This window comes from Arthrobacter sp. Br18 (assembly GCF_000520555.1).
Lineage (GTDB): Bacteria > Actinomycetota > Actinomycetes > Actinomycetales > Micrococcaceae > Arthrobacter_D.
Window position 1 is genome coordinate 37,472 of record NZ_KI914868.1, and the last position, 18,033, is coordinate 55,504.

General features: G+C 66.3%; 19 protein-coding genes and 1 pseudogene. 8 read left to right on the plus strand and 12 right to left on the minus strand.

Annotation, left to right across the window (positions count from 1 at the left end; all coding sequences use genetic code 11):
- Nucleotides 1–421 (minus strand): annotated as a pseudogene (locus tag Y704_RS24510) (ion transporter); the annotation flags it as partial.
- Between the two features lie 96 nt (nucleotides 422–517).
- On the opposite strand from Y704_RS24510, the gene Y704_RS20555 reads away from it, so the two are divergent.
- The 4 genes from Y704_RS20555 (at nucleotide 518) to Y704_RS0110800 (ending at nucleotide 3,956) form a co-directional block, all read left to right on the plus strand.
- The gene (locus tag Y704_RS20555; protein WP_081747569.1) at nucleotides 518–1,897 is read left to right on the plus strand and encodes a DUF2254 domain-containing protein; all 1,380 of its coding nucleotides are present in this window, start codon (nucleotides 518–520) and stop codon (nucleotides 1,895–1,897) included.
- Between the two features lie 36 nt (nucleotides 1,898–1,933).
- Nucleotides 1,934–2,557 carry a hypothetical protein gene (locus Y704_RS0110790; RefSeq protein ID WP_162149401.1) on the plus strand — a complete coding sequence of 208 codons (624 nt, stop codon included), beginning with the start codon at nucleotides 1,934–1,936 and terminating at the stop codon, nucleotides 2,555–2,557.
- A 74-nt stretch (nucleotides 2,558–2,631) separates the two neighbouring features.
- Nucleotides 2,632–3,507: a potassium channel family protein gene (locus tag Y704_RS0110795; protein ID WP_026550127.1), complete on the plus strand. Its 876-nt coding sequence runs from the start codon at nucleotides 2,632–2,634 to the stop codon at nucleotides 3,505–3,507.
- 32 nt (nucleotides 3,508–3,539) lie between these two features.
- On the plus strand, nucleotides 3,540–3,956 hold the full coding sequence (locus Y704_RS0110800; protein ID WP_026550128.1) for a VOC family protein: 417 nt from the start codon (nucleotides 3,540–3,542) through the stop codon (nucleotides 3,954–3,956).
- Between the two features lie 56 nt (nucleotides 3,957–4,012).
- Here Y704_RS0110800 and Y704_RS0110805 read toward each other — a convergent pair whose 3' ends face one another.
- From Y704_RS0110805 to Y704_RS0110825, 5 genes are all read right to left on the minus strand, one after another.
- Entirely contained in the window at nucleotides 4,013–4,702 is a 690-nt protein-coding gene (locus tag Y704_RS0110805) for an aspartate/glutamate racemase family protein (RefSeq protein WP_026550129.1), read from the minus strand.
- Nucleotides 4,703–4,891: 189 nt separating this feature from the next.
- Nucleotides 4,892–5,284 carry a universal stress protein gene (locus Y704_RS0110810; protein WP_026550130.1) on the minus strand — a complete coding sequence of 131 codons (393 nt, stop codon included), beginning with the start codon at nucleotides 5,282–5,284 and terminating at the stop codon, nucleotides 4,892–4,894.
- On the minus strand, nucleotides 5,281–6,837 hold the full coding sequence (locus tag Y704_RS0110815) for a tripartite tricarboxylate transporter permease (RefSeq protein WP_026550131.1): 1,557 nt from the start codon (nucleotides 6,835–6,837) through the stop codon (nucleotides 5,281–5,283). Before Y704_RS0110815 ends, Y704_RS0110810 begins: the two co-directional genes overlap by 4 nt.
- Complete coding sequence (locus Y704_RS0110820; RefSeq protein WP_026550132.1) at nucleotides 6,830–7,369, minus strand: tripartite tricarboxylate transporter TctB family protein; 540 nt, start codon at nucleotides 7,367–7,369, stop codon at nucleotides 6,830–6,832. The genes Y704_RS0110815 and Y704_RS0110820 overlap by 8 nt, the downstream gene beginning before the upstream one ends.
- A gap of 3 nt (nucleotides 7,370–7,372) precedes the next feature.
- Complete coding sequence (locus Y704_RS0110825) at nucleotides 7,373–8,380, minus strand: Bug family tripartite tricarboxylate transporter substrate binding protein (protein WP_026550133.1); 1,008 nt, start codon at nucleotides 8,378–8,380, stop codon at nucleotides 7,373–7,375.
- 171 nt (nucleotides 8,381–8,551) lie between these two features.
- On the opposite strand from Y704_RS0110825, the gene Y704_RS0110830 reads away from it, so the two are divergent.
- Both Y704_RS0110830 and Y704_RS20560 read left to right on the plus strand, forming a co-directional pair.
- Entirely contained in the window at nucleotides 8,552–10,141 is a 1,590-nt protein-coding gene (locus Y704_RS0110830) for an ATP-binding protein (RefSeq protein WP_035772434.1), read from the plus strand.
- The gene (locus Y704_RS20560; protein ID WP_081747579.1) at nucleotides 10,138–10,986 is read left to right on the plus strand and encodes a response regulator; all 849 of its coding nucleotides are present in this window, start codon (nucleotides 10,138–10,140) and stop codon (nucleotides 10,984–10,986) included. Before Y704_RS0110830 ends, Y704_RS20560 begins: the two co-directional genes overlap by 4 nt.
- 126 nt (nucleotides 10,987–11,112) lie before the next feature.
- Here the strand turns inward: Y704_RS20560 and Y704_RS0110840 are convergent, their stop codons facing one another.
- The 3 genes from Y704_RS0110840 to Y704_RS0110850 are packed head-to-tail and all read right to left on the minus strand — an operon-like array spanning nucleotide 11,113 to nucleotide 13,111.
- Nucleotides 11,113–11,799, minus strand: coding sequence for a hypothetical protein (locus tag Y704_RS0110840; RefSeq protein ID WP_026550135.1), 687 nt, complete (start codon nucleotides 11,797–11,799; stop codon nucleotides 11,113–11,115).
- Nucleotides 11,796–12,725 (minus strand): ABC transporter ATP-binding protein, encoded by a 930-nt coding sequence (locus tag Y704_RS0110845; protein ID WP_035772393.1) that lies wholly within the window; start codon nucleotides 12,723–12,725, stop codon nucleotides 11,796–11,798. The genes Y704_RS0110840 and Y704_RS0110845 overlap by 4 nt, the downstream gene beginning before the upstream one ends.
- Entirely contained in the window at nucleotides 12,722–13,111 is a 390-nt protein-coding gene (locus Y704_RS0110850) for a GntR family transcriptional regulator (RefSeq protein WP_026550137.1), read from the minus strand. Before Y704_RS0110850 ends, Y704_RS0110845 begins: the two co-directional genes overlap by 4 nt.
- 228 nt (nucleotides 13,112–13,339) lie before the next feature.
- Between Y704_RS0110850 and Y704_RS25665 the strand changes: the two genes are divergently transcribed.
- Nucleotides 13,340–13,522, plus strand: coding sequence for an NAD(P)-binding domain-containing protein (locus tag Y704_RS25665; RefSeq protein ID WP_026550138.1), 183 nt, complete (start codon nucleotides 13,340–13,342; stop codon nucleotides 13,520–13,522).
- Nucleotides 13,523–13,696: 174 nt separating this feature from the next.
- On the opposite strand, the gene Y704_RS0110860 is transcribed toward Y704_RS25665, so the two are convergent.
- The 3 genes from Y704_RS0110860 to mmsB form a co-directional block, all read right to left on the minus strand.
- Nucleotides 13,697–14,299 carry a DnaJ family domain-containing protein gene (locus Y704_RS0110860; protein WP_035772396.1) on the minus strand — a complete coding sequence of 201 codons (603 nt, stop codon included), beginning with the start codon at nucleotides 14,297–14,299 and terminating at the stop codon, nucleotides 13,697–13,699.
- 196 nt (nucleotides 14,300–14,495) lie between these two features.
- The gene (locus tag Y704_RS0110865) at nucleotides 14,496–15,980 is read right to left on the minus strand and encodes a CoA-acylating methylmalonate-semialdehyde dehydrogenase (RefSeq protein WP_026550140.1); all 1,485 of its coding nucleotides are present in this window, start codon (nucleotides 15,978–15,980) and stop codon (nucleotides 14,496–14,498) included.
- A gap of 28 nt (nucleotides 15,981–16,008) precedes the next feature.
- Nucleotides 16,009–16,905, minus strand: a complete 897-nt coding sequence (gene mmsB / locus Y704_RS0110870) for a 3-hydroxyisobutyrate dehydrogenase (protein WP_026550141.1) — start codon at nucleotides 16,903–16,905, stop codon at nucleotides 16,009–16,011.
- Nucleotides 16,906–17,053: 148 nt separating this feature from the next.
- Here mmsB and Y704_RS0110875 point away from each other — a divergent pair, with 148 nt between their 5' ends.
- Entirely contained in the window at nucleotides 17,054–17,962 is a 909-nt protein-coding gene (locus tag Y704_RS0110875; RefSeq protein WP_026550142.1) for a LysR family transcriptional regulator, read from the plus strand.
- The last annotated feature ends 71 nt before the right edge of the window (nucleotides 17,963–18,033 follow it).

Genomic DNA, 18,033 nt, shown 5'->3' on the forward strand with positions numbered 1-18,033 from the left:
GCAGCCGTCCCGCCGACCGGGATCCACGGACTCCGGCCGACACAATGCCGCCGAAGCGGGCGAACCGGGCCAGGCGCACAAAGCGAAGCGCCTGCAACGCCCGGAAGAACCGGAGGAATGGGACGAGCAGAAAAATGACCTGCCACCAGTTCTTTTTCCAGAACGCTGTACCGAACCCTGCGATGTAGGCACGCAGCAGGAACTCGCCGACGAAGATCGCCCAAAAGATCCAACCGACAATCGCGAGGGCGAGGGTCATGCCTGGTTCAGTGGCCAGAAGCTGGCCGAGGACCACGAAGAGGAAGATGACGCCGAGTATGCCCATCGGTCTATCGAGCTGCCGGGCGAGGAGTTCGGCAGTTCCCAGCCTCTCGACGGGACTGGCCTCGTGCCGGGTGGCGCCACCCTGATGTTCGGTCATGTTCCGCTTCCCCTCGATCCCTCGACAGTATCCTTTGAGGATGCACGTGACCATCTGCCGCTTCCACGCCCACCCGCTCCACCCCGGGAGACCGCGATGAAGCGCTCCATCGACGCCGGCCTCCTCAAGGATTCACTGCGCACCCAGTTGTGGCCCGTTCCGTTGCTGGCCGTCGTACTGGCCGTCGCCCTCGGGCAGTTCCTGCCGTTCCTGGACGGGACCATCGACGAGGACCTTCCGCCCACCGTCTCAGGTCTTCTGTTCGGCGGGGGCCCGGAGGCAGCGCGCTCCCTCATGGAAACCATCGCCAGTTCGATGATCACTGTCACGTCGCTGACCTTTTCCCTGACCGTTGTCACGCTGCAGCTCGCGAGCAGCCAGTTCTCGCCTCGTCTGCTCCGCACGTTCACGCGCGACCGCTTCGTCCACAACACGCTGGCGCTCTTTCTCTCCACGTTCGTCTTCGCCCTGACCGTCCTGCGGAGCATCCGGGTGGAAACCAGCGAGGGCCAGGGTTTCGTCCCGGTAATCTCCGTCACGGTCGCCTTCCTCCTGACTCTCGGCAGCGTCGTCGGCCTCGTACTCTTCCTGGCCCACCTGGCGCGCCAGATCCGCGTCGAAACCATGCTGCGCGACGTCCATCGCGAAGCCGACAGCGCACTCCAGCGCATATTTCCCGACGACGACGTTCCCACGCGTACCCCGGTCGAGCGCGGACCGGGGTACGCGCTCATCGAGAGTACGCAATCCGGTTTCCTGCTGCGGATCGACCCGGACGCCGCCGTCACGACGGCGAAGGACACCGGCACGATCATCGTCATCGACGCCATGCCCGGGGCCTCCCTGGTCCGGGGCACTCCGTTTGCCAGGGCCTGGTCGATCGACGGAGGCAGTATCGATCCCGAGCGGCGGGAGACGGTCATCAAGGGCCTGAATGCCGGAATGACCACTGGCTTCGAACGCACCTCCACCCAGGATGCAGGCTTCGGACTCCAGCAATTGCTCGACGTCGCAAGCCGTGCGCTGTCCCCCGGCATCAACGATCCCACCACCGCCGTCCACGCGCTGAGCCACGTCGCCAGTGTGCTGTGCGGTCTCGCCGAGCGGAAGACCGGACCCAAGACCCTGCAGGACGACGACGGCGTGGACCGCGTGACACTGCAGTACCCCTCCTTCCCCCATCTCCTCAATCTCGCGATGGAGCAGATGCTCACCTACGGCATGGACGATCCCCGGGTGGCACAGCGCATCGTGCAGATGCTCCGTGAGGTCGCGTGGGTACAGAGTTCCGGGGAGGCCCGGTCCGCAGTGATCGAGCAGCTGCACAGAACCCGGGAGGTGGCGGCTGACAGCAGCTTTGCCCCCGCTGTCAAGGAAAACCTCGATATCGAATTCGCGGCGGTCCGAGCGGCTCTCGGATCCGCATGGCCCGTAGGCGGGATGATGCCAGCCGGCACCGATGTTACGGAATCGTAAGGGAGTTGCCCGGCAGGCTCTGCACATAATGAGTTGATGGCCCATAACCCGGATAACACCCGACTCCCCACGACAGCCCCGGCGGACTCCGCCGTCGAACCTCCTGCCGTAGTCCCTTCCGCCAGAGCCCCCCGGGGACGAACCGCGATCGTGATCGTCCTCGGGGTTCTGCTGAGCGCCGTGCTCGCCATGATCAACGGGCTCCAGCTCGCGTCGCTGGAACGGGCCCTGAACGGCCTGAGGATGCCGGACACCCGGCTCGCCGGGTATGACGCCGGCTACGTCCAGGCCATCCAGGCCGGGATGACGGATGAGCTGTACGAGCGCTACGGCGCATCCCACTACCTCTGGGACATGCTCTTTCCCCTGGTCTTCGCCGCCACGCTGGTCCTCCTCATCACGCGGATCACCCGCGGACGGAGGATCGCACGGCTGCTGATGGTTGTTCCGGTGCTCTATGCGGCCGTCGACATCGCCGAAAATCTCACCCTCGAGGCGGTGTTCTCGTCGGCGGTGATCGATTCCGGCACCGTGGCGCTGGCCTCGACCCTCACCGTCCTCAAAGCCGTCCTTTTCATCGCGTCCCTCGTGGCAGCGCTGCTGGCGCTCCTGGTCCGGCCCCGGGGCTCCGACTCGTCGACTGGCCGGCCCGCATCCTGAACCGGCGGTGTCAACCCCCGCTCGAACGTTGTTCCTCCGCCCGCCGGCTCTGACACTCACCTACAGGAGGGCGCATGACCTGGTTGTTCACGGTCCTCGGCAGCGTCGTGATTGCTGCGGGCCTGCTCGAGGTTTTCCAGACGCTGCTGCATCCGGCAGGAAAGGGGCGGCTCAGCCGCTGGTGCGCCCGGGCGGTCTGGGGATCGGTACGGCTTCTTGGTCATCGCGCAACCTCCATCGCCGGCCCGCTGGCCGCAGTAGCCATCATCCTCTTCTGGGCCGTCCTGCAGATCGTAGGGTGGGCGCTCATCTACTATCCGCGTGTCCCGGAGGGATTCAGCTACTCCGCCGGTATCAACGAGGGGCGCTATGGGGATTTCGCCGAGGCCATCTACGCCTCGGCCGTCGTATTGACCACACTGGGACTCGGGGACGTGGTCGCGATCGATCCCCTCCTTCGGCTCGCGCTGCCGTTCGAGGCCCTGACCGGCTTCGGACTGCTGACCGCGGTTGTCTCGTGGTTCATGCAGATCCATCCAGCGCTGGCCCGCCGCCGCGCACTCGCCATCCGCCTGTCCGTCCTCGATGAATCGGGCTTTGCGGACCAGCTGGCGGATCTCGAGACCGCTACCTCGACACGCACGCTGGAGGCTGCCGCCCAGGACATCGTGCAGATCCGTGTGGACCTGACCCAGACCGCCGAGTCCTACTACTTCCGGGAATCGACCGCCCGCACCTCACTTGCGGCGTCGCTGTCCTACGCCGTCGATCTGGGCCGTGCGGCCCTGGCCTCGGACCGGAACGACGTCGTCCGCGCGGGTCGTATCCTTCAGGGCAGCCTGCAGGACCTCGCGTCCTTCCTGCGGAAGGAGTTCAACTCCGCTGGAGACGCACCCGAGGAGGCGTTCGCTGCCTACGCAGCGAGCCATCGGTATCCCTACCGGAACTGACGGCCGACTGTCAGGTGTGGCAAAATGCGCCCATGACCATTTCCACCAGCTCGTACGCCCATGTCCGCCTCACCGTCACCGATATTGCCGCGTCGAAGGCATTCTATGACGCAGTCTTCGGCTGGCCGGTTGCCTTCGAGATCCCGGACGGTGCCGATGAGGAAACCCGGAAGCAGCTCGACTTCCTGTACGACGGCGTCATCTACCAGCTGGGCAGCTCCCTGTTCGGCCTGCGGCCCGTCGCCGACGATTCCTTCAACGAAAACCGTGTCGGCCTGGACCACGTGAGTTTCGCGGTCTCCGGGCGTGGGGAACTCGACAACGCCGTCGCGGTCCTCGACGGACTCGGCATCGAGCATGGCGAAATCAAGGATATCGGCGCCGGGTACATTCTCGAGTTCCGCGATCCGGACAACATTGCCCTCGAGCTTTCCGCGCTCAAGGCCTGATTCCGCGGGACTGTCAGCGCCCGTTTCCGTTCGGAACGGGTTCCTGGCCAGGCGGGTCAGCGCAATGCCTCGTCCACAGCCGCAACGGCGTGAAGCCGGGTGGTCGGAAAGACCGGCACGGGGCTGTCCCCCTGACCGATCAGCAGTTCGAGTTCGGTGCAGCCAAGGATCACACCCTGCGCTCCCCGACCCACGAGGTCAGCGATGATCCCGGTGAGATCCTGACGGGACTCATCGCTGACCACACCCAGCACGAGTTCCTCGTAGATGACGCGGTGCACGGCTGCCCGCTCGGCTTCCGGCGGGACCAGTACGTCGATCCCGTACGCCGAGATGAAGTTCCGGTAGAACGGCTGCTCCATGGTGAAGGCCGTCCCGAGGAGCGCGACGGTTCCCAGACCCGCATTCAGCACCTCGCGGGACACGACATCGCCGATGTGCAGGAGCGGGATGCCGACCGCCTCCCGGATCTCCCGGACCACGCGGTGCATCGTGTTGGTGCACAGCACGAGAAAATCGGCGCCCGCCGCTTCCAGTCCCTGCGCCTCGAGGGCAAGCAGGCGGCCGGCCTCCTCCCAGTCGCCGGAGAACTGCAGGACTTCGATGTCGGCGAAATCGACCGACGTGAGAATGCACCGCGCGGAGTGCGTGCCGCCCAGCCGTTCCTTCACGAGCCCGTTGATGAGCGAGTAGTACAGTGCGGAGCTTTCCCAGCTCATGCCGCCGATCAGGCCGATACGTTTCATGGGCCAAGCCTAGGTGTACCGACGTGCTGGGCGGGACCGCCGGGAGATGCCGCGCCCCTGCGCATGCACCACAAGTACCGCCATCAACGGCGAAACCGGCGTGTCGGGCTACGACACGCCGGTTACTCGACCACGACGGCGGCAAACACACCGGATCCGGTGCTCGCTGCGCCTGGGAAGCCTGGGAACCTACAGCTTCACCGCCAGCACGTTGCACTTCGCGGCCAGCAGGATGTTCTGGGCCGTGGAGCCCATGATGAGCTTGCCGACCGGAGTCCGGTGCCGCAGCCCGATGATGATGAGCTCCGCCCCGGTTGCCTGGGCCGCGTCGAGCACTTCCTCGGCCGCCGTCGCCTCGGAGACCCCGTGCTGGATCGTGTACTCCACACCGGAATCCCGGAGGACGGACTCGAGCTTCGAGACGTCATCGGAATCGGCGTACCCCGGGTCCACGAGCCGGTCCGCCCGCGTGGTGTTGACCACCAGCAGTGAGGCGGTCCGGCGTCGTGCTTCCCGCACTGCCTCCTGGATCGCCGCATCGCCCAGCGAATTGGGAACGTATCCCACCACAATCGTGCTCATGCTTTGACCTCATCGTTGGCGGGACCGGATGGAGTGGAATCGATGTCCGTCGACTCGAACTGGCGCTGCCGCCGCCGAAGCCAGAACGAGAGCGCGAAGATGACGATCAGGGCCACGTAGATGGTGGCGGCGACCGGCGAGCTGATGAGTGCGATCGGATCGCCCTGCGAGATCGCCAGCGACCTGCGCAGCTGGTTCTCGAAGATCGGGCCCAGGATCAGGCCCACCACCATCGGCGCAATCGGATAGCCGTAGCGGCGCATGAAGAAGCCGAACACACCGATGATGAGCAGGATGATGACGTCGATCGGGGTGAAGTTCACGGAGAACGCACCGAGTGCGGCGAACACCAGGATGCCCGAGTACAGGTAGGCCCGCGGGATCTGCAGGATCTTGACCCAGATGCCCACCAGCGGCAGGTTCAGCACCAGCAGCATCAGGTTGCCCACATAGAGGCTGGCGATCAGCGCCCAGACGAGGGCGCCGTTCGTCTCGAACAGCAGCGGGCCGGGCTGGATCTGGTAGCGCTGGAACGCGACGAGCATCATCGCCGCAGTCGCCGTCGTCGGGATGCCGAGCGTCAGCAGGGGTACCAGGACGCCGGCGGCAGCAGCGTTGTTCGCGGATTCCGGTCCGGCGACACCCTCGATGGCACCCTTGCCGAACTGCAACTTGTTCTCACCCCTGGCCAGCTTCCGCTCGGAGGCGTAGGAGACGAACGTAGCGACGTCGGCGCCCCCCGCGGGAATCGTGCCGATCGGGAAGCCGATGAACGTGCCGCGCAGCCACGGTTTCCAGGACCGCTTCCAGTCCTCCTTCCGCATCCACTTGGTCCAGCCGCCGGTCACGGGGATCACCTTGATCGGCCCATGACGGAGCCGCGACGCGACGTAGAGCGCCTCACCGACGGCGAAGAGCGCAACGGCCACCAGGACGACGTCGATCCCGTCCGCGAGGAACGGGCTGCCGAAGGTATAGCGCTGCTGTGCGGTGAGTGCGTCCACGCCCATCAGCGCGATGAACAGGCCGAGCCCCAGGGAGGCCAGTCCGCGCAGCATCGAGGAGCCGAGCAATGCGCCGACCGTCAGGAACGCGACGATCATCAGGGCCACGTACTCCACGGGACCGATCTGGACCGCGAAGACCGCGACCACCGGTGCCAGGAAGCTCAGCAGGACGGTGGCGATGGTACCGGCGACGAAGGATCCGATCGCCGCAGTTGCGAGGGCCGACGCACCGCGTCCGGCCTTCGCCATCTTGTTGCCCTCGAGCGCCGTGACGATGGAGGCGGATTCACCGGGAGTGTTGAGCAGGATCGAGGTGGTGGACCCGCCGTACATGCCGCCGTAGTAGATGCCGGCGAAGACGATGATCGCCGCCGTCGGCTCGAGGCTGTAGGTGATGGGCATGAGCAGGGCCAGCGACATCGCCGGGCCGATGCCCGGGAGGACCCCCACGGCCGTGCCGAGGAGAACGCCGCCGAGCGCGTAGAGCAGGTAGATGGGCTGCGTGGCGACCGCGAAGCCGTCCATCAGTGCCAGAAAGTTATCCACCGAAGACACCGAACCTTTCGAGGAAGCCTGGCGGCAGGGAGACTCCGAGCAGCTCCGCGAAACTGAACTGCAGGATCAGGGCCAGGACGACGGCAATTCCCAGGTTGCGCCACCAGGGGCGGGCACCCAGTGACCAGGCGGCGCCGAAGAACAGGAGCGCGGCCGCGACGGGCCAGCCGAGCGGAACGATCAGGAACGCGTGAAGCAGCACGAAGCCGCAGAGTTTGGCGAACGTCAGCCAGTCCGTCTTCACGTTCGGGTCCACGTCCTCGCCCTCTTCGGCAGCGCCGGTGGCGCCGCGGAGCACCTGGACCACCAGGCACACCCCCAGGAGCACGAGACCCCCCGAGACCACGAACGGAAAGGCCCGGGGCCCGATGTCGCTGGCCGATGGCGGGGTCTGGATACCGGCGCCGGCCACGAAACCGACAATCCCGATGCTGAGGATCAGGAGGGCGAAGATCAGCTCCCCGATCCGCTTGCCGGGAGCGGCAGTCGCGCTCCCGGCAACGGCTTCAGTTGAGGTGCTCATCGGCTAGAGCAGCCCGATGTCGGTGAGCGTCTGCTTGACGGTGGTGATGTCTTCGTCAAGGAAGGTGTCGAACTCATCTCCGGCGAGGAACGCATCTCCCCAGTTGTTCGTCTCCAGGGTCGCCTTCCATGCATCGGTCTCGTGAAGTTCGGTGACCAGTGCCGTGAGCTCCTCGGCCTTGGCCTCGTCGATCGAGCCGGGTGCCACGACGCCGCGCCAGTTCGTCAGAACGACGTCGATGCCCTGGTCGCTGAGGGTTTCCACCTCGGGCATCTGCGGTGCAGGCTCGGAACCCGACACGGCGAGCGCGCGGAGCTGTCCGGCCTTGACCTGCTCGGCGTACTCGCCGACGCCGGAGATACCCGCGTTGACCTTGTTGCCGAGCAGCGCCGCGAGGGATTCACCGCCACCCGAGTAGGGGATGTAGTTGAGGCTGTCCGGCGCGATTCCGGCGTCCTTCAGGACCATGCCCGCGAGGATGTGGTCGGCTCCACCGGCGGAACCGCCGGTGATCGACACGCCCTGGCCCTTTTCCTCGATGTCGGCGAGGAGGTCATCGATGGTCTGGTGGGGCGAGTCCGCAGGAACGACGACCACGAGCGGTTCCTCGGTGAGGCGTGCGATCGGGGTGGTGTCCTCGATGCGGCTGGCTGCGTTGTTGGTCTCGACGGCGCCCACCATCACGTACCCCATGACCATCAGGGTGTTCGGGTCGGTTTCGGTGGCCAGCTGCGCCAGGCCGTTGGTACCGCCTGCACCGCCGACGTTGACCACTGACGCGTTGCTGACGAGTTCGGTGTCCTGAAGGTCCTTTTGCATCGCACGGCCGGTCTGGTCCCATCCGCCGCCGGGATCAGCGGGCACGACGATGTTCAGCTCTTCGATGCCGCCTTCCTCGCCGCCGGCCTGGGTACTTTCGGTCATCGAGCCACACGCGGAGAGGGCCAGTGCTGACACGAGGGCGAGGGAGGTGAAGGTTGAACGGCGTGCCGTTGTGCGGTCGATTTTCATGTCTGGGTCTCTTCCTTGAGATGTGATGCCGGTCACCACGCTTGGTCCAGCGTAGGAAGAGTGCCGGACGTGGGGAAGTATGTGGTCGTAACGCTCGTATTGGTCTTTGTGGTCACGGGCTTCCACTCCCTCCGCTCCCTGAAGGGAAATCGTGCATGCCACAATAAGTGGATGATCAGGTCAATGTCGCTTCGATCGCAGCTGTTCCTCCTGCAGCTCTTCATCGTGCTGATCATCGTCCTGGTAGCCGGGTCCACCGCCGTCGCCATGCAGCGCCAGCAGATCCGCGACCAGTACGAGGACCGCATGGTGGGCGTGGCACAGTCGGTCGCCCAACTTCCCTCCATCGTCGAAGCGTTCGGCCAGCCGCACCCCAGCGAGACGATCCAGCCGATCGCCGATCTCATAGCCCAGTCCACCGGGGTCACCTATGTGGTGGTCACCGACGACCGCGGCGTGCGGTACTCGCATCCAAACCCCGACCTGATCGGCAGCATGGTCTCCACCGATCCGTCCGTGCCGCTCTCGGGCGCGACGTACGTAGGGACGCAGACGGGCACGCTCGGCGAGTCCTGGCGGGTGAAGGTCCCCATCTACGGCGGCGACGGCGCCATCATCGGCACGGCGTCGGTGGGAACCCTTGAGTCGGAGCTCGACGCCGACCTGTACGAGGACCTCCCCCGGCTCCTGGTGTGGCTCATTGTTGCGGCCCTGGTCGGTTCGGCGGGTTCCATCTACATCTCACGCCTCATCTGGCGCCGTATCTACCGGCTCGAGCCCGAGCAGATCGCCTCACTCCTCGAGACTCGCGACGCAATGATCCACGGCATCAGCGAGGGTATGGTGGCCGTCGACGAGAACGGGAGAATAGCCCTGCTCAACGATGAGGCGAAACGGCTCCTCGAGCTCGACGACTCCGCCACAGGCCGTCACATCTCAGCGGTGCTGGAACCCGCCCTGGCGCGGCTCGTGGGGTCGTCGGGCGACGCCGACGAAACGGTTTTGGTGGGCGAACGGGTACTGCTCGTGCGCACCACCGACGCCCGCGTGGAGGAAAAGCGCGTGGGCCACGTCATGATCCTGCGCGACCGCACCGAACTTCACCAACTCCTGACGGACCTCGACGGCGAGCGCGACGTCACGCAGGCCCTGCGCGCCCAGGCCCACGAATTCGCGAACCGCATGCACACCATCTCGGGCCTCCTCGAACTCGGCCGCACCGCCCAGGCCGTCGACTTCATCTCTCGCTCGGGACACGGGGGCTCCCTGGTCTCCGGTGACATCGCCCCGGGCATCACCGACCCTGACGCCGCGAGCCTCCTCATGACCAAGAGCACCATCTGCTCCGAGAAGGGCATCGACCTCACGATCACCGGATCATCGGTGCTCGAACCGGACGGAACCACCGACGTCGTCACCATCCTGGGGATCCTGCTCGACAACGCGGTGGAAGCGATCGGCGCCAACGGGCACATCGAGGTCCATGTGCAGGCCGACCCCGACACGGTGCGGATTGCCGTGTCCGACGACGGGCCGGGGATCGCCGAGGCCGCCGTCCAGGACATCTTCTCCTCGGGCTTCTCGACGAAGGATGACGGCCACTCAGGCACCCGCGGCTTCGGCCTCGCCCTCGTCGACCGCATCGCACGACGGCGCGGCGGCTCCGTAATGGTCGAGGAATCCTCCCTGGGCGGCGCCGAGCTCACTGTGTGGCTGAGCCCGCTCCCCTCCCCTGCCCGGACGGCGCTGCAGGTCCCATGAGTTCTGACCCAGCGCAGATCCGTGCCGTCGTCGTGGACGACGACCACGAGGTGGCGGGCGTCCATACAGGGTTCCTGCTGGCGCACGGCGGCTTCGACGTCGTCGGCGTGGCCCACACCGGTGCGCGGGCACTTGAACTCGTCGCCACGCTGCGGCCGCAGCTGGTGCTGCTCGATATCCATTTGCCGGACATCACCGGCATCGAGGTGTTGCGGGCCATCCGGAACCTGGCGGGCGATCCGACCGACGTCGTCGCGATCACCGCCGCCCGCGAGCTCGATACCGTGCGCGCCGCGGTGGCGGGCGGCGTGCTCCACTACCTTGTGAAACCGTTCAGTTCGTCGGTGCTCAACCAGCGGCTGGACCAGTATGTCGCCTACCGGCGGGCCCTTGAGGGGCATGGTTCCACCGGTGCCGGGGCGCTGGACCAGAGCCGGATCGACGAGATCCTGCGGCCGACGCCGGGTTCCGCGGTGGTGGCTTCGAATCGGCCGGCGGGCGTGGACGGTTCGCCGCGCCCTGCCGACTTCTTCGGCTCCTCCACACCTGCCGGCGCTGCCGCGCCGACCCCGAAGGGACTGTCCGCGCCCACGCTCCAGGCGGTCAGTACCGACCTCCAGGCCCACCCCGCCGGGACCTCCGCATCGGAAGTCGCAGCACGGGTGGGCCTGGCGAGGGTCAGCGCGCGGCGGTACCTCGAATACCTGGTCACCCGGGGCCAGGCGCGGATCGTCCCGCAGTACGGAAGCGCCGGGCGGCCCGAGAAGCACTACGTGTGGACGGCGCGTGGGGCCGCGCATGCCAGCGAGGGGTGGCCCACGCGGTCTCCGTCCACCCCTCGCTGATTAAGCACTTGTGGCGGCCAACCCACGCGCGAGGCAGCCATAAGTGCTTAATCAGCGGGGGCCCCGCGGTTCCGGGGGGGGGCCGCGGTTCCGGGGGCGGCCGCGCGGTTCCAGGAGCGGCTAGCGTTAGGGCGTGGCCCGGCGGAGGGTGAGGTAGGACCCCGCTGCCAGGACTGCACAGAACAGTGCCGTCCAGGCGGTAACGCTGAGAGGGGTCTGCACCGCGAACCAGGTGCCTACCTGCGGCCACCGGCCCTGCCAGGTGGTCAGTGCCACCAGGCCCAGCGCAACCACCCCGAGTCCGATCCAGGCGACGAGCATTCCCCGCGTCTGCCAGCGCTTCCACACGGTGGCAAACCAGAAGCCGATCATGAACAGGGCGACCATCGCCACGAAGTAGAAGAGGACCTGGACCACCCCTGCACTGCCGACCAGCCAGTCCAGAGCGAACATCTGGGCATTCTGCCCCCAGCCGTCCGTGGCGCGTTCAATCAGCCCGAGGAGGTAGTAGATGGTGCTGACGGCCAGGGCCACGACGGCGAAGAGTCCCAGGGTTCCCAGATAGAAGGTCCGGCGGCTGACACCCATCGACTGGGAGAACGGGAAGGTCATGGTCATCGACTGGATTCCCAGGACCAGGAAGTACCACAGCACGGCCTGGGTAGCGCCCGAGTACACTCTTCCGTCCCCGGGCACGATCACCCAGATGGCGTAGCTGAGCAGGAACGTGACGACCAGGATGACGGCCGGAACGCCGAGGAATGTCCACCTGTTGATGAGTTGCATCTGCATGACCTTCACCACGCGGCTCATTGCCGTGCTCCTGTCCGAATCGGTGAAGCGGATGCCCGCTCCGTATGCTCCTGTTTTTTGGTCTTGCGGATGACGAGCTGTTGCAGCGACACGGGCAGAAGCTCCAGGCCCTGGTAGGCCGCGCCGGCCCTCTCCGCCTCGGTCAGCCGTCCGTCGATGGTCACGGAGGCGAGGGTGCCGAGCGTCTCCCGGTGCAGCACTGTCCTCCCCTCGACGAAGGACGCAACGGCGTCGGCCGCTCCGAGGACCGTGGCCGCCGAATCCCGGATCGCTTCGGCGTCGTCATCGATGATCACGTGGCCGGCGTCGAGCAGGATGACGTGCTCCAGGAGGTTCGCCACCTCGTCGATCAGGTGGGAGGAGAGGATGATGGTGCGCGGGTGCTCCGCGTAGTCGCTGACCAGCCGGTCGTAGAAGATTTGGCGGGCAACCGCGTCGAGGCCGAGGTACGGCTCGTCGAAGACCGTAATCTCAGCCCGCGAAGCCAGCCCGATGATCACGCCGACGGCGGAGAGCTGGCCGCGGGACAGCTTCTTGATCGACCGCTTGAGGGGTAGCTGGAGTTCGTCCACCAGTTCAGCCGCAAAGGCGGCGTCCCACCCCGGGAAGAAGAGGCTTGCGGCCTTCAAGGCATGTCCAGCCTTGAAGTCGTCAGGGTACTTCTGGGATTCGCGGACGAAGCAGACACGCGCCAGGACGCCGTCATTCTCATACGGATGCTCGCCGAACACCCGGACGTCCCCCGACGTCTCGAAGTTCTGGGCGCTCAGCAGGGACATCAGGGTTGTCTTTCCCGCACCATTCCGTCCGAGCAGTCCGTAGATCTTGCCACCCTCGATGTCCAGGGTGACGCCGTCGAGGGCCGTTGTGTCCCGGTAGCGTTTGGTGACGTTGCGCAGTGAGATAACGCCCGGAGGGTTTGTCACTGTGCCACTCTCCTTTCGATTGATGCTGCTTGCGGCGTGCTTCCAGTGATTATTTCGATGAGCTGGTCGGACGTGATGCCCAGCTTGTGGGCCTCGTGAACGAGCGGCTGCACATACTGCTGCACGAACTCCTCGCGGCGCCGGTCCAGCAGTCTGGCCTTCGCTCCCGTCGCGACGAACATGCCGATCCCGCGCCTCTTGTACAGGAGGCCCTCGTCGACGAGTCGGTTGATTCCCTTGGCGGCGGTAGCCGGGTTGATGCGGAAGAACGCGGCGAACTCGTTGGTGGAGGGAACCTGTCCCTCCTCCTGCAGCGTGCCGGAGACGATGTCGTTCTCGATCCGTCCGGCGATCTGCAGGAAGATAGGGCGGGATTCGTCGAGCACGGCATTACCTCTGGTTCCTTGGTTACCTACTTATGTAACTAACCATAGAACCCATGCCGACCCTCGGCAAGGCTTTTCCGCGCATTCGCCTGGATCGTGGAATGACTCCTCGCCGTGGGAGTTCTCACCGCATGACGTCGAACATCGGAACCATCGGTCTGATCGGCAGCGGCCACATCGGCTCACAACTGGCGCGGCTAGCCGGATCATTTCCCGGCTGCGCACGTAGTGAAGGCGTTCAACACCATCGGCGCCGCGCATCTCACGACGGAGGGCGCTCCGGCGGGCACACCCGGCCGCCGGGCCCTGCAGATCGCGGGGAACGACGACGCCGCCACGCAGACCGTCACCGCGCTGCTGGACGAGTTCGGCTTCGATGCCGTTGACGCCGGCTCGCTGTCGGAGGGATAGCGTTTCCAGCGGGACACTCCTGCCTACGGAGCCGGGCTCGACCTAGGCGGGCTGCGCGACGCGCTGTCGCGCGCGAAGTGCCGCTCCGGGATGGTCTAGCCGCCCGACGCGCCCTCACCCCCGCTGATTAAGCACTCATGGTCGCTTCCTACGGCATTTAGCCGCCACAGGTGCTTAATCAGCGGGGGGTGCGGACCGGCGGAAGACCCCTTTCCACCAGGGACGGGAGTTCACGACGACGGCGGGCAGCGCCTCCGGTGCACGCTCCACGCGCCGCTCCTGCCACCGGAGCACTTCTCCTTCGATGTCACGGAGCTTCGTGATGACCGGCGGCCCGCCCAGCAGCTGCCGCCGCGCGTCGACGACCCGGTAGTTGAAGTCCTCCAGGGCCTCGCGCACCTGCCGCTCGGAGTACAGCGCGTCCAGCCGGGCATCCAGCTCGGCATCCTCCTTCCGCAGCAGGATCGCGGTGGGCCCCAGTCCGGTGATGTTCTCGCGCTGGATGAGTCCCTTGACCCACCAGTCGGGGTCATAGCTGTCGCCGAGGCCCGGGATCGGTTTGCCCGCGAGTGGCAGGTTCTCGAACTCTCCGCGCCGCACGGCGTCATCGACGATAAGTCGCGCCCGCACCGATTCGTCGTCGGTCGAGCGGAACGTGCGGGGTGCGGCGTCGTCCGGCTCGGCATCGAACCCATCGCCGACCTGCCCCGGTTTCCGCTCCGCCCGGAACTGGGCTGCCCTCCGCAGGCGTTCTTCATGCTGCTCGCGATCACTCATCAGTGTGGCCGCCTCTCGGGCCGTTGGGGAACCGGTCGAGTAACCAGTATCGCGAGCGACCGAAGGCCCCGGCAACCGGAAAGGGGCAGCCCGGAGCCGTCCGCACCGAACTGACCGCCCGATCGAAAGAAGCGCCCTGACGGGAAAACGGGCCGCCCCCACGAAGGAGACGGCCCGCCATCACGCGACGAGGACCTCAGTCGACCTGCGGGAACCCGAGGTCGATCTTCGACGTCGACGGATCCGGCCACCGCGTAGTGACCACCTTGCCGCGCGTGTAGAACCGGATGCTGTCCGGCCCGTACATGTGAGTATCGCCGAAGAGCGAGTTCTTCCAGCCGCCGAAGGAGTAGGTGCCGACGGGCACGGGGATCGGCACGTTGACGCCCACCATCCCGGCCTCGGCCTCGAACTCGAACTGCCGCGCCGCTCCACCGTCGCGCGTGAAGATGGCGACGCCGTTGCCGAACTCGTTCTCGTTGACGAGCTTGACGGCGTCCGCGTAGGTTTCCACCCGGACCACGGAGAGCACGGGGCCGAAGATCTCGTCGTCGTATACCTTCATGCCCGGCTTGACGTGGTCCACGAGGGATACGCCGATGAAGAAGCCGTTCGAATCGAACTGCTGCGATGTACCGTCCACCACCACGGTGGCGCCCTCGGCGCCGGCTCCGGTCACGTAGGACGCCACCCGGTCGCGGTGCTCGCCAGTGATGAGCGGTCCCATCTCCGACGATGGGTCGGTTCCGGCACCGATCTTCAGCGACACCATGCGGGAGCGGACTTTTTCCACGAGATCGTCGGCGATGTCGCCCACGGCCACCATGACGCTGATGGCCATGCACCGCTCACCGGCGGAGCCGTAGGCCGCAGAGATGGCTGCGTCGGCGGCCATGTTGAGGTCGGCGTCGGGCAGGACCACCATGTGGTTCTTCGCGCCTCCCAAGGCCTGGACGCGCTTGCCGTGGCCGGCCGCACGCTGGTAGATGGACTTTGCGATGGGCGTCGAGCCGACGAAGCTCACGGCCTTGACGCCGGGGTGGTCGAGGAGCGTCTCCACGGCCTCCCTGTCCCCCTGCACCACGTTGAAGACGCCGTCGGGCAGTCCGGCCTCGGAGAAGATCTCCGCGATGAAGACCGCGCAGGAGGGGTCCTTCTCGCTCGGCTTGAGCAGCACGGTGTTGCCGCAGGCAATGGCGCTGCCGATCATCCACAGCGGCACCATGGCGGGGAAGTTGAACGGCGTGATGCACGCCACCACTCCCACCGGCTGGCGGATCGAGTGCACGTCGACGCCGGTGGATACCTGCTCGGACCGCTCTCCCTTGAGCATGTGGGACAGTCCGGTGGCGAACTCGATGTTCTCGAGACCGCGGGAAATCTCGCCCTCGGCGTCGGAGAGAACCTTGCCGTGCTCACTCGTCAGGATTGCCGCGAGCTCGGACTTCCGCTCATTGAGCAGTTCCCGGACGCGGTAGAAGACGTTGGCGCGTTTGGCGAGGCTTGCTGAACGCCATCCCGCCAGCGCTGCTTCGGCGGCAGCTACGGCTTCGTTGACGCGCGCTGGCGACGCCAGCGCCACCTCCTTCTCCTGCTCGCCGGTGGCCGGATTGAACACGGGCCCGTAGCGGTCGGCGTCGGCGACGCGCTGGCCGTTGATGTAGTGCGGAATCTGCTGCATGGAAGTGCCTTTCATGAAAGCGGGAAAGTCAGTTGGAGATCGAGCCGTCGACGAGCTTGATGATCATGGAGCAGTCCTTGCCGCCCTGGCCGGAGTCGACGAGGCGCTGGAAGAGCTGCTGGACGTGCTCGCCGATTTCCAGGGGCGTGCCGGTGTCCTTGGCCGCTGCGATGGCGAGTCCGATGTCCTTGTTGGCCAGTTCGGTGGTAAAGGTGGGCGCGAAATCGTTGTTGGATGCGGCGGTGTCCACGACGCCCGGCACCGGGTACCAGGTGCGCAGTGCCCAGCTGTCGCCCGAGGACACCGAGGCGATGTCCCAGAACACCTGCTTGTCGAGGCCCAGGCGGTCGGCCAGCACAGCGCCCTCCGCCGTGGAGGCGAGGTTGATGAACAGCATCAGGTTGTTGCAGATCTTCGCGGCCTGGCCGGTGGTGGCCCCTCCGGTGGGAATGATGTTCTTGGACATGGGCTCGATGAAGGCGCTGGCATCCTTCACGGCTTGCTCCTCGCCTCCGACCATGAAGGTGAGGGTCGCCGCCTTCGCGCCGCTCATGCCACCTGACACCGGGGCGTCGACGAAGCGGAATCCGGCCTCGGACGCCGCTGCGTGCAGCGCGCCGGCCGACTCGATGTCGATCGTCGAGGAATCAACGAGGAGGGTGCGCGTATCCGCGTGCGCCAGCACGCCGTCGTCGCCCAGGTACACAGCCCGCGCATGCTCGCCCTTGGGAAGCATGGTGAAGACGACGTCGGCGCCCTCCACCGCATCGGCAATACTCGACGCCGGCTTCACTCCCAGGGCTTCCGCAGCGGCGACGGCGTCGGTATTGAGGTCGAAGCCCCGCACCTCGTGCCCTGCCTTGACGAGGTTCCCGGACATCGAACCGCCCATGTTTCCGAGGCCGATCCAGCCGATTTTTGCCATGGTGAAAGCTCCTTTGCTTGTGGTGTGAACGCTTGCTCAAGCATGCGCCGCTGATAGAGTGCGATCAAGGGGAAATGTCACAGACGCGGTGTTTGTTTTTGCACACAGTGCCTCAGGCTCCCGATACGACTCACGAACAGGAGGACCCGTGGTCGACTTCAAACGTCTGCCCAGCCCCGACGATCTCCTGATCCTGCTGACCGTGGCCCGGCTCGGCCGCTTCAACGCCGTCGCCGAATCACTCGGCACCACCCACACCACCATTTCGCGGCGGATCCTCGCCCTCGACAGGCAGCTCGGCGGCCGGACCCTCGAACGGACTCCGCAGGGGTGGGAACTGACCGTCCTCGGCACCGAAGCCGTCGAGGCAGCCGAGGCGATCGAGGTGAGCCTCGGTGCGCTGAGTTCTCGGATCGCGCACGACGACGACGCGCTGTCCGGCCTCGTGCGGGTGAGCACGCCCGACGGTTTCGGGAGCAGGTTCGTGACGCCGGCGCTGGTCCGGCTGCAGCGCGACCACCCTCGGCTCAATATCGAGATGTTGAGCGCCACCCGCAAGGTGAGCCAGAACCGCTCGGGCGTCGACCTGGAGGTGGTGGTGGGACGCACGGAAATCGCCAACGCTGATCCCGTCTTCCTCACGAACTACTTTCTCCGGCTGTATGCCAGCCCAGGGTATCTGGAGGAGAGGGGGGCGCCCGCGGGGCTGGAGGACATCCGCCATCACAGCTTCGTGTCCTACGTGGAGTCCGCCCTGCAGGTCAGTGAACTTGGGCACCGCTCGTCCCAGCTGCCCATGCCCGTCAGTACCTTCCAGTCGACGAGCATCTTCGCGCAGGTCGAGGCAGTTGCGGCCGGGGCCGGCATCGGGTTGCTGCCGAGCTTTCTGGTGGCTGACGCCCCGGGATTCGTCCCTGTCCTGCCGGTCGAGTTTCAGCGTCAGCTGCCCATCTGGGCGGTCGCCCGCCCGGAATCGCTTCGTTCGGCAGCTGTCCAGGCCGTAGTGGGAGCGATCCGCAGGGAGATCGCGGAGCGAGCGGCCGCCCTGGCTTCCTGACGAGCGGCCGCCCTGGCTTCCTGACGAGCGGCCGCCCTCGCCTCCTGACGCCCGACACAGCAACGGCGGGG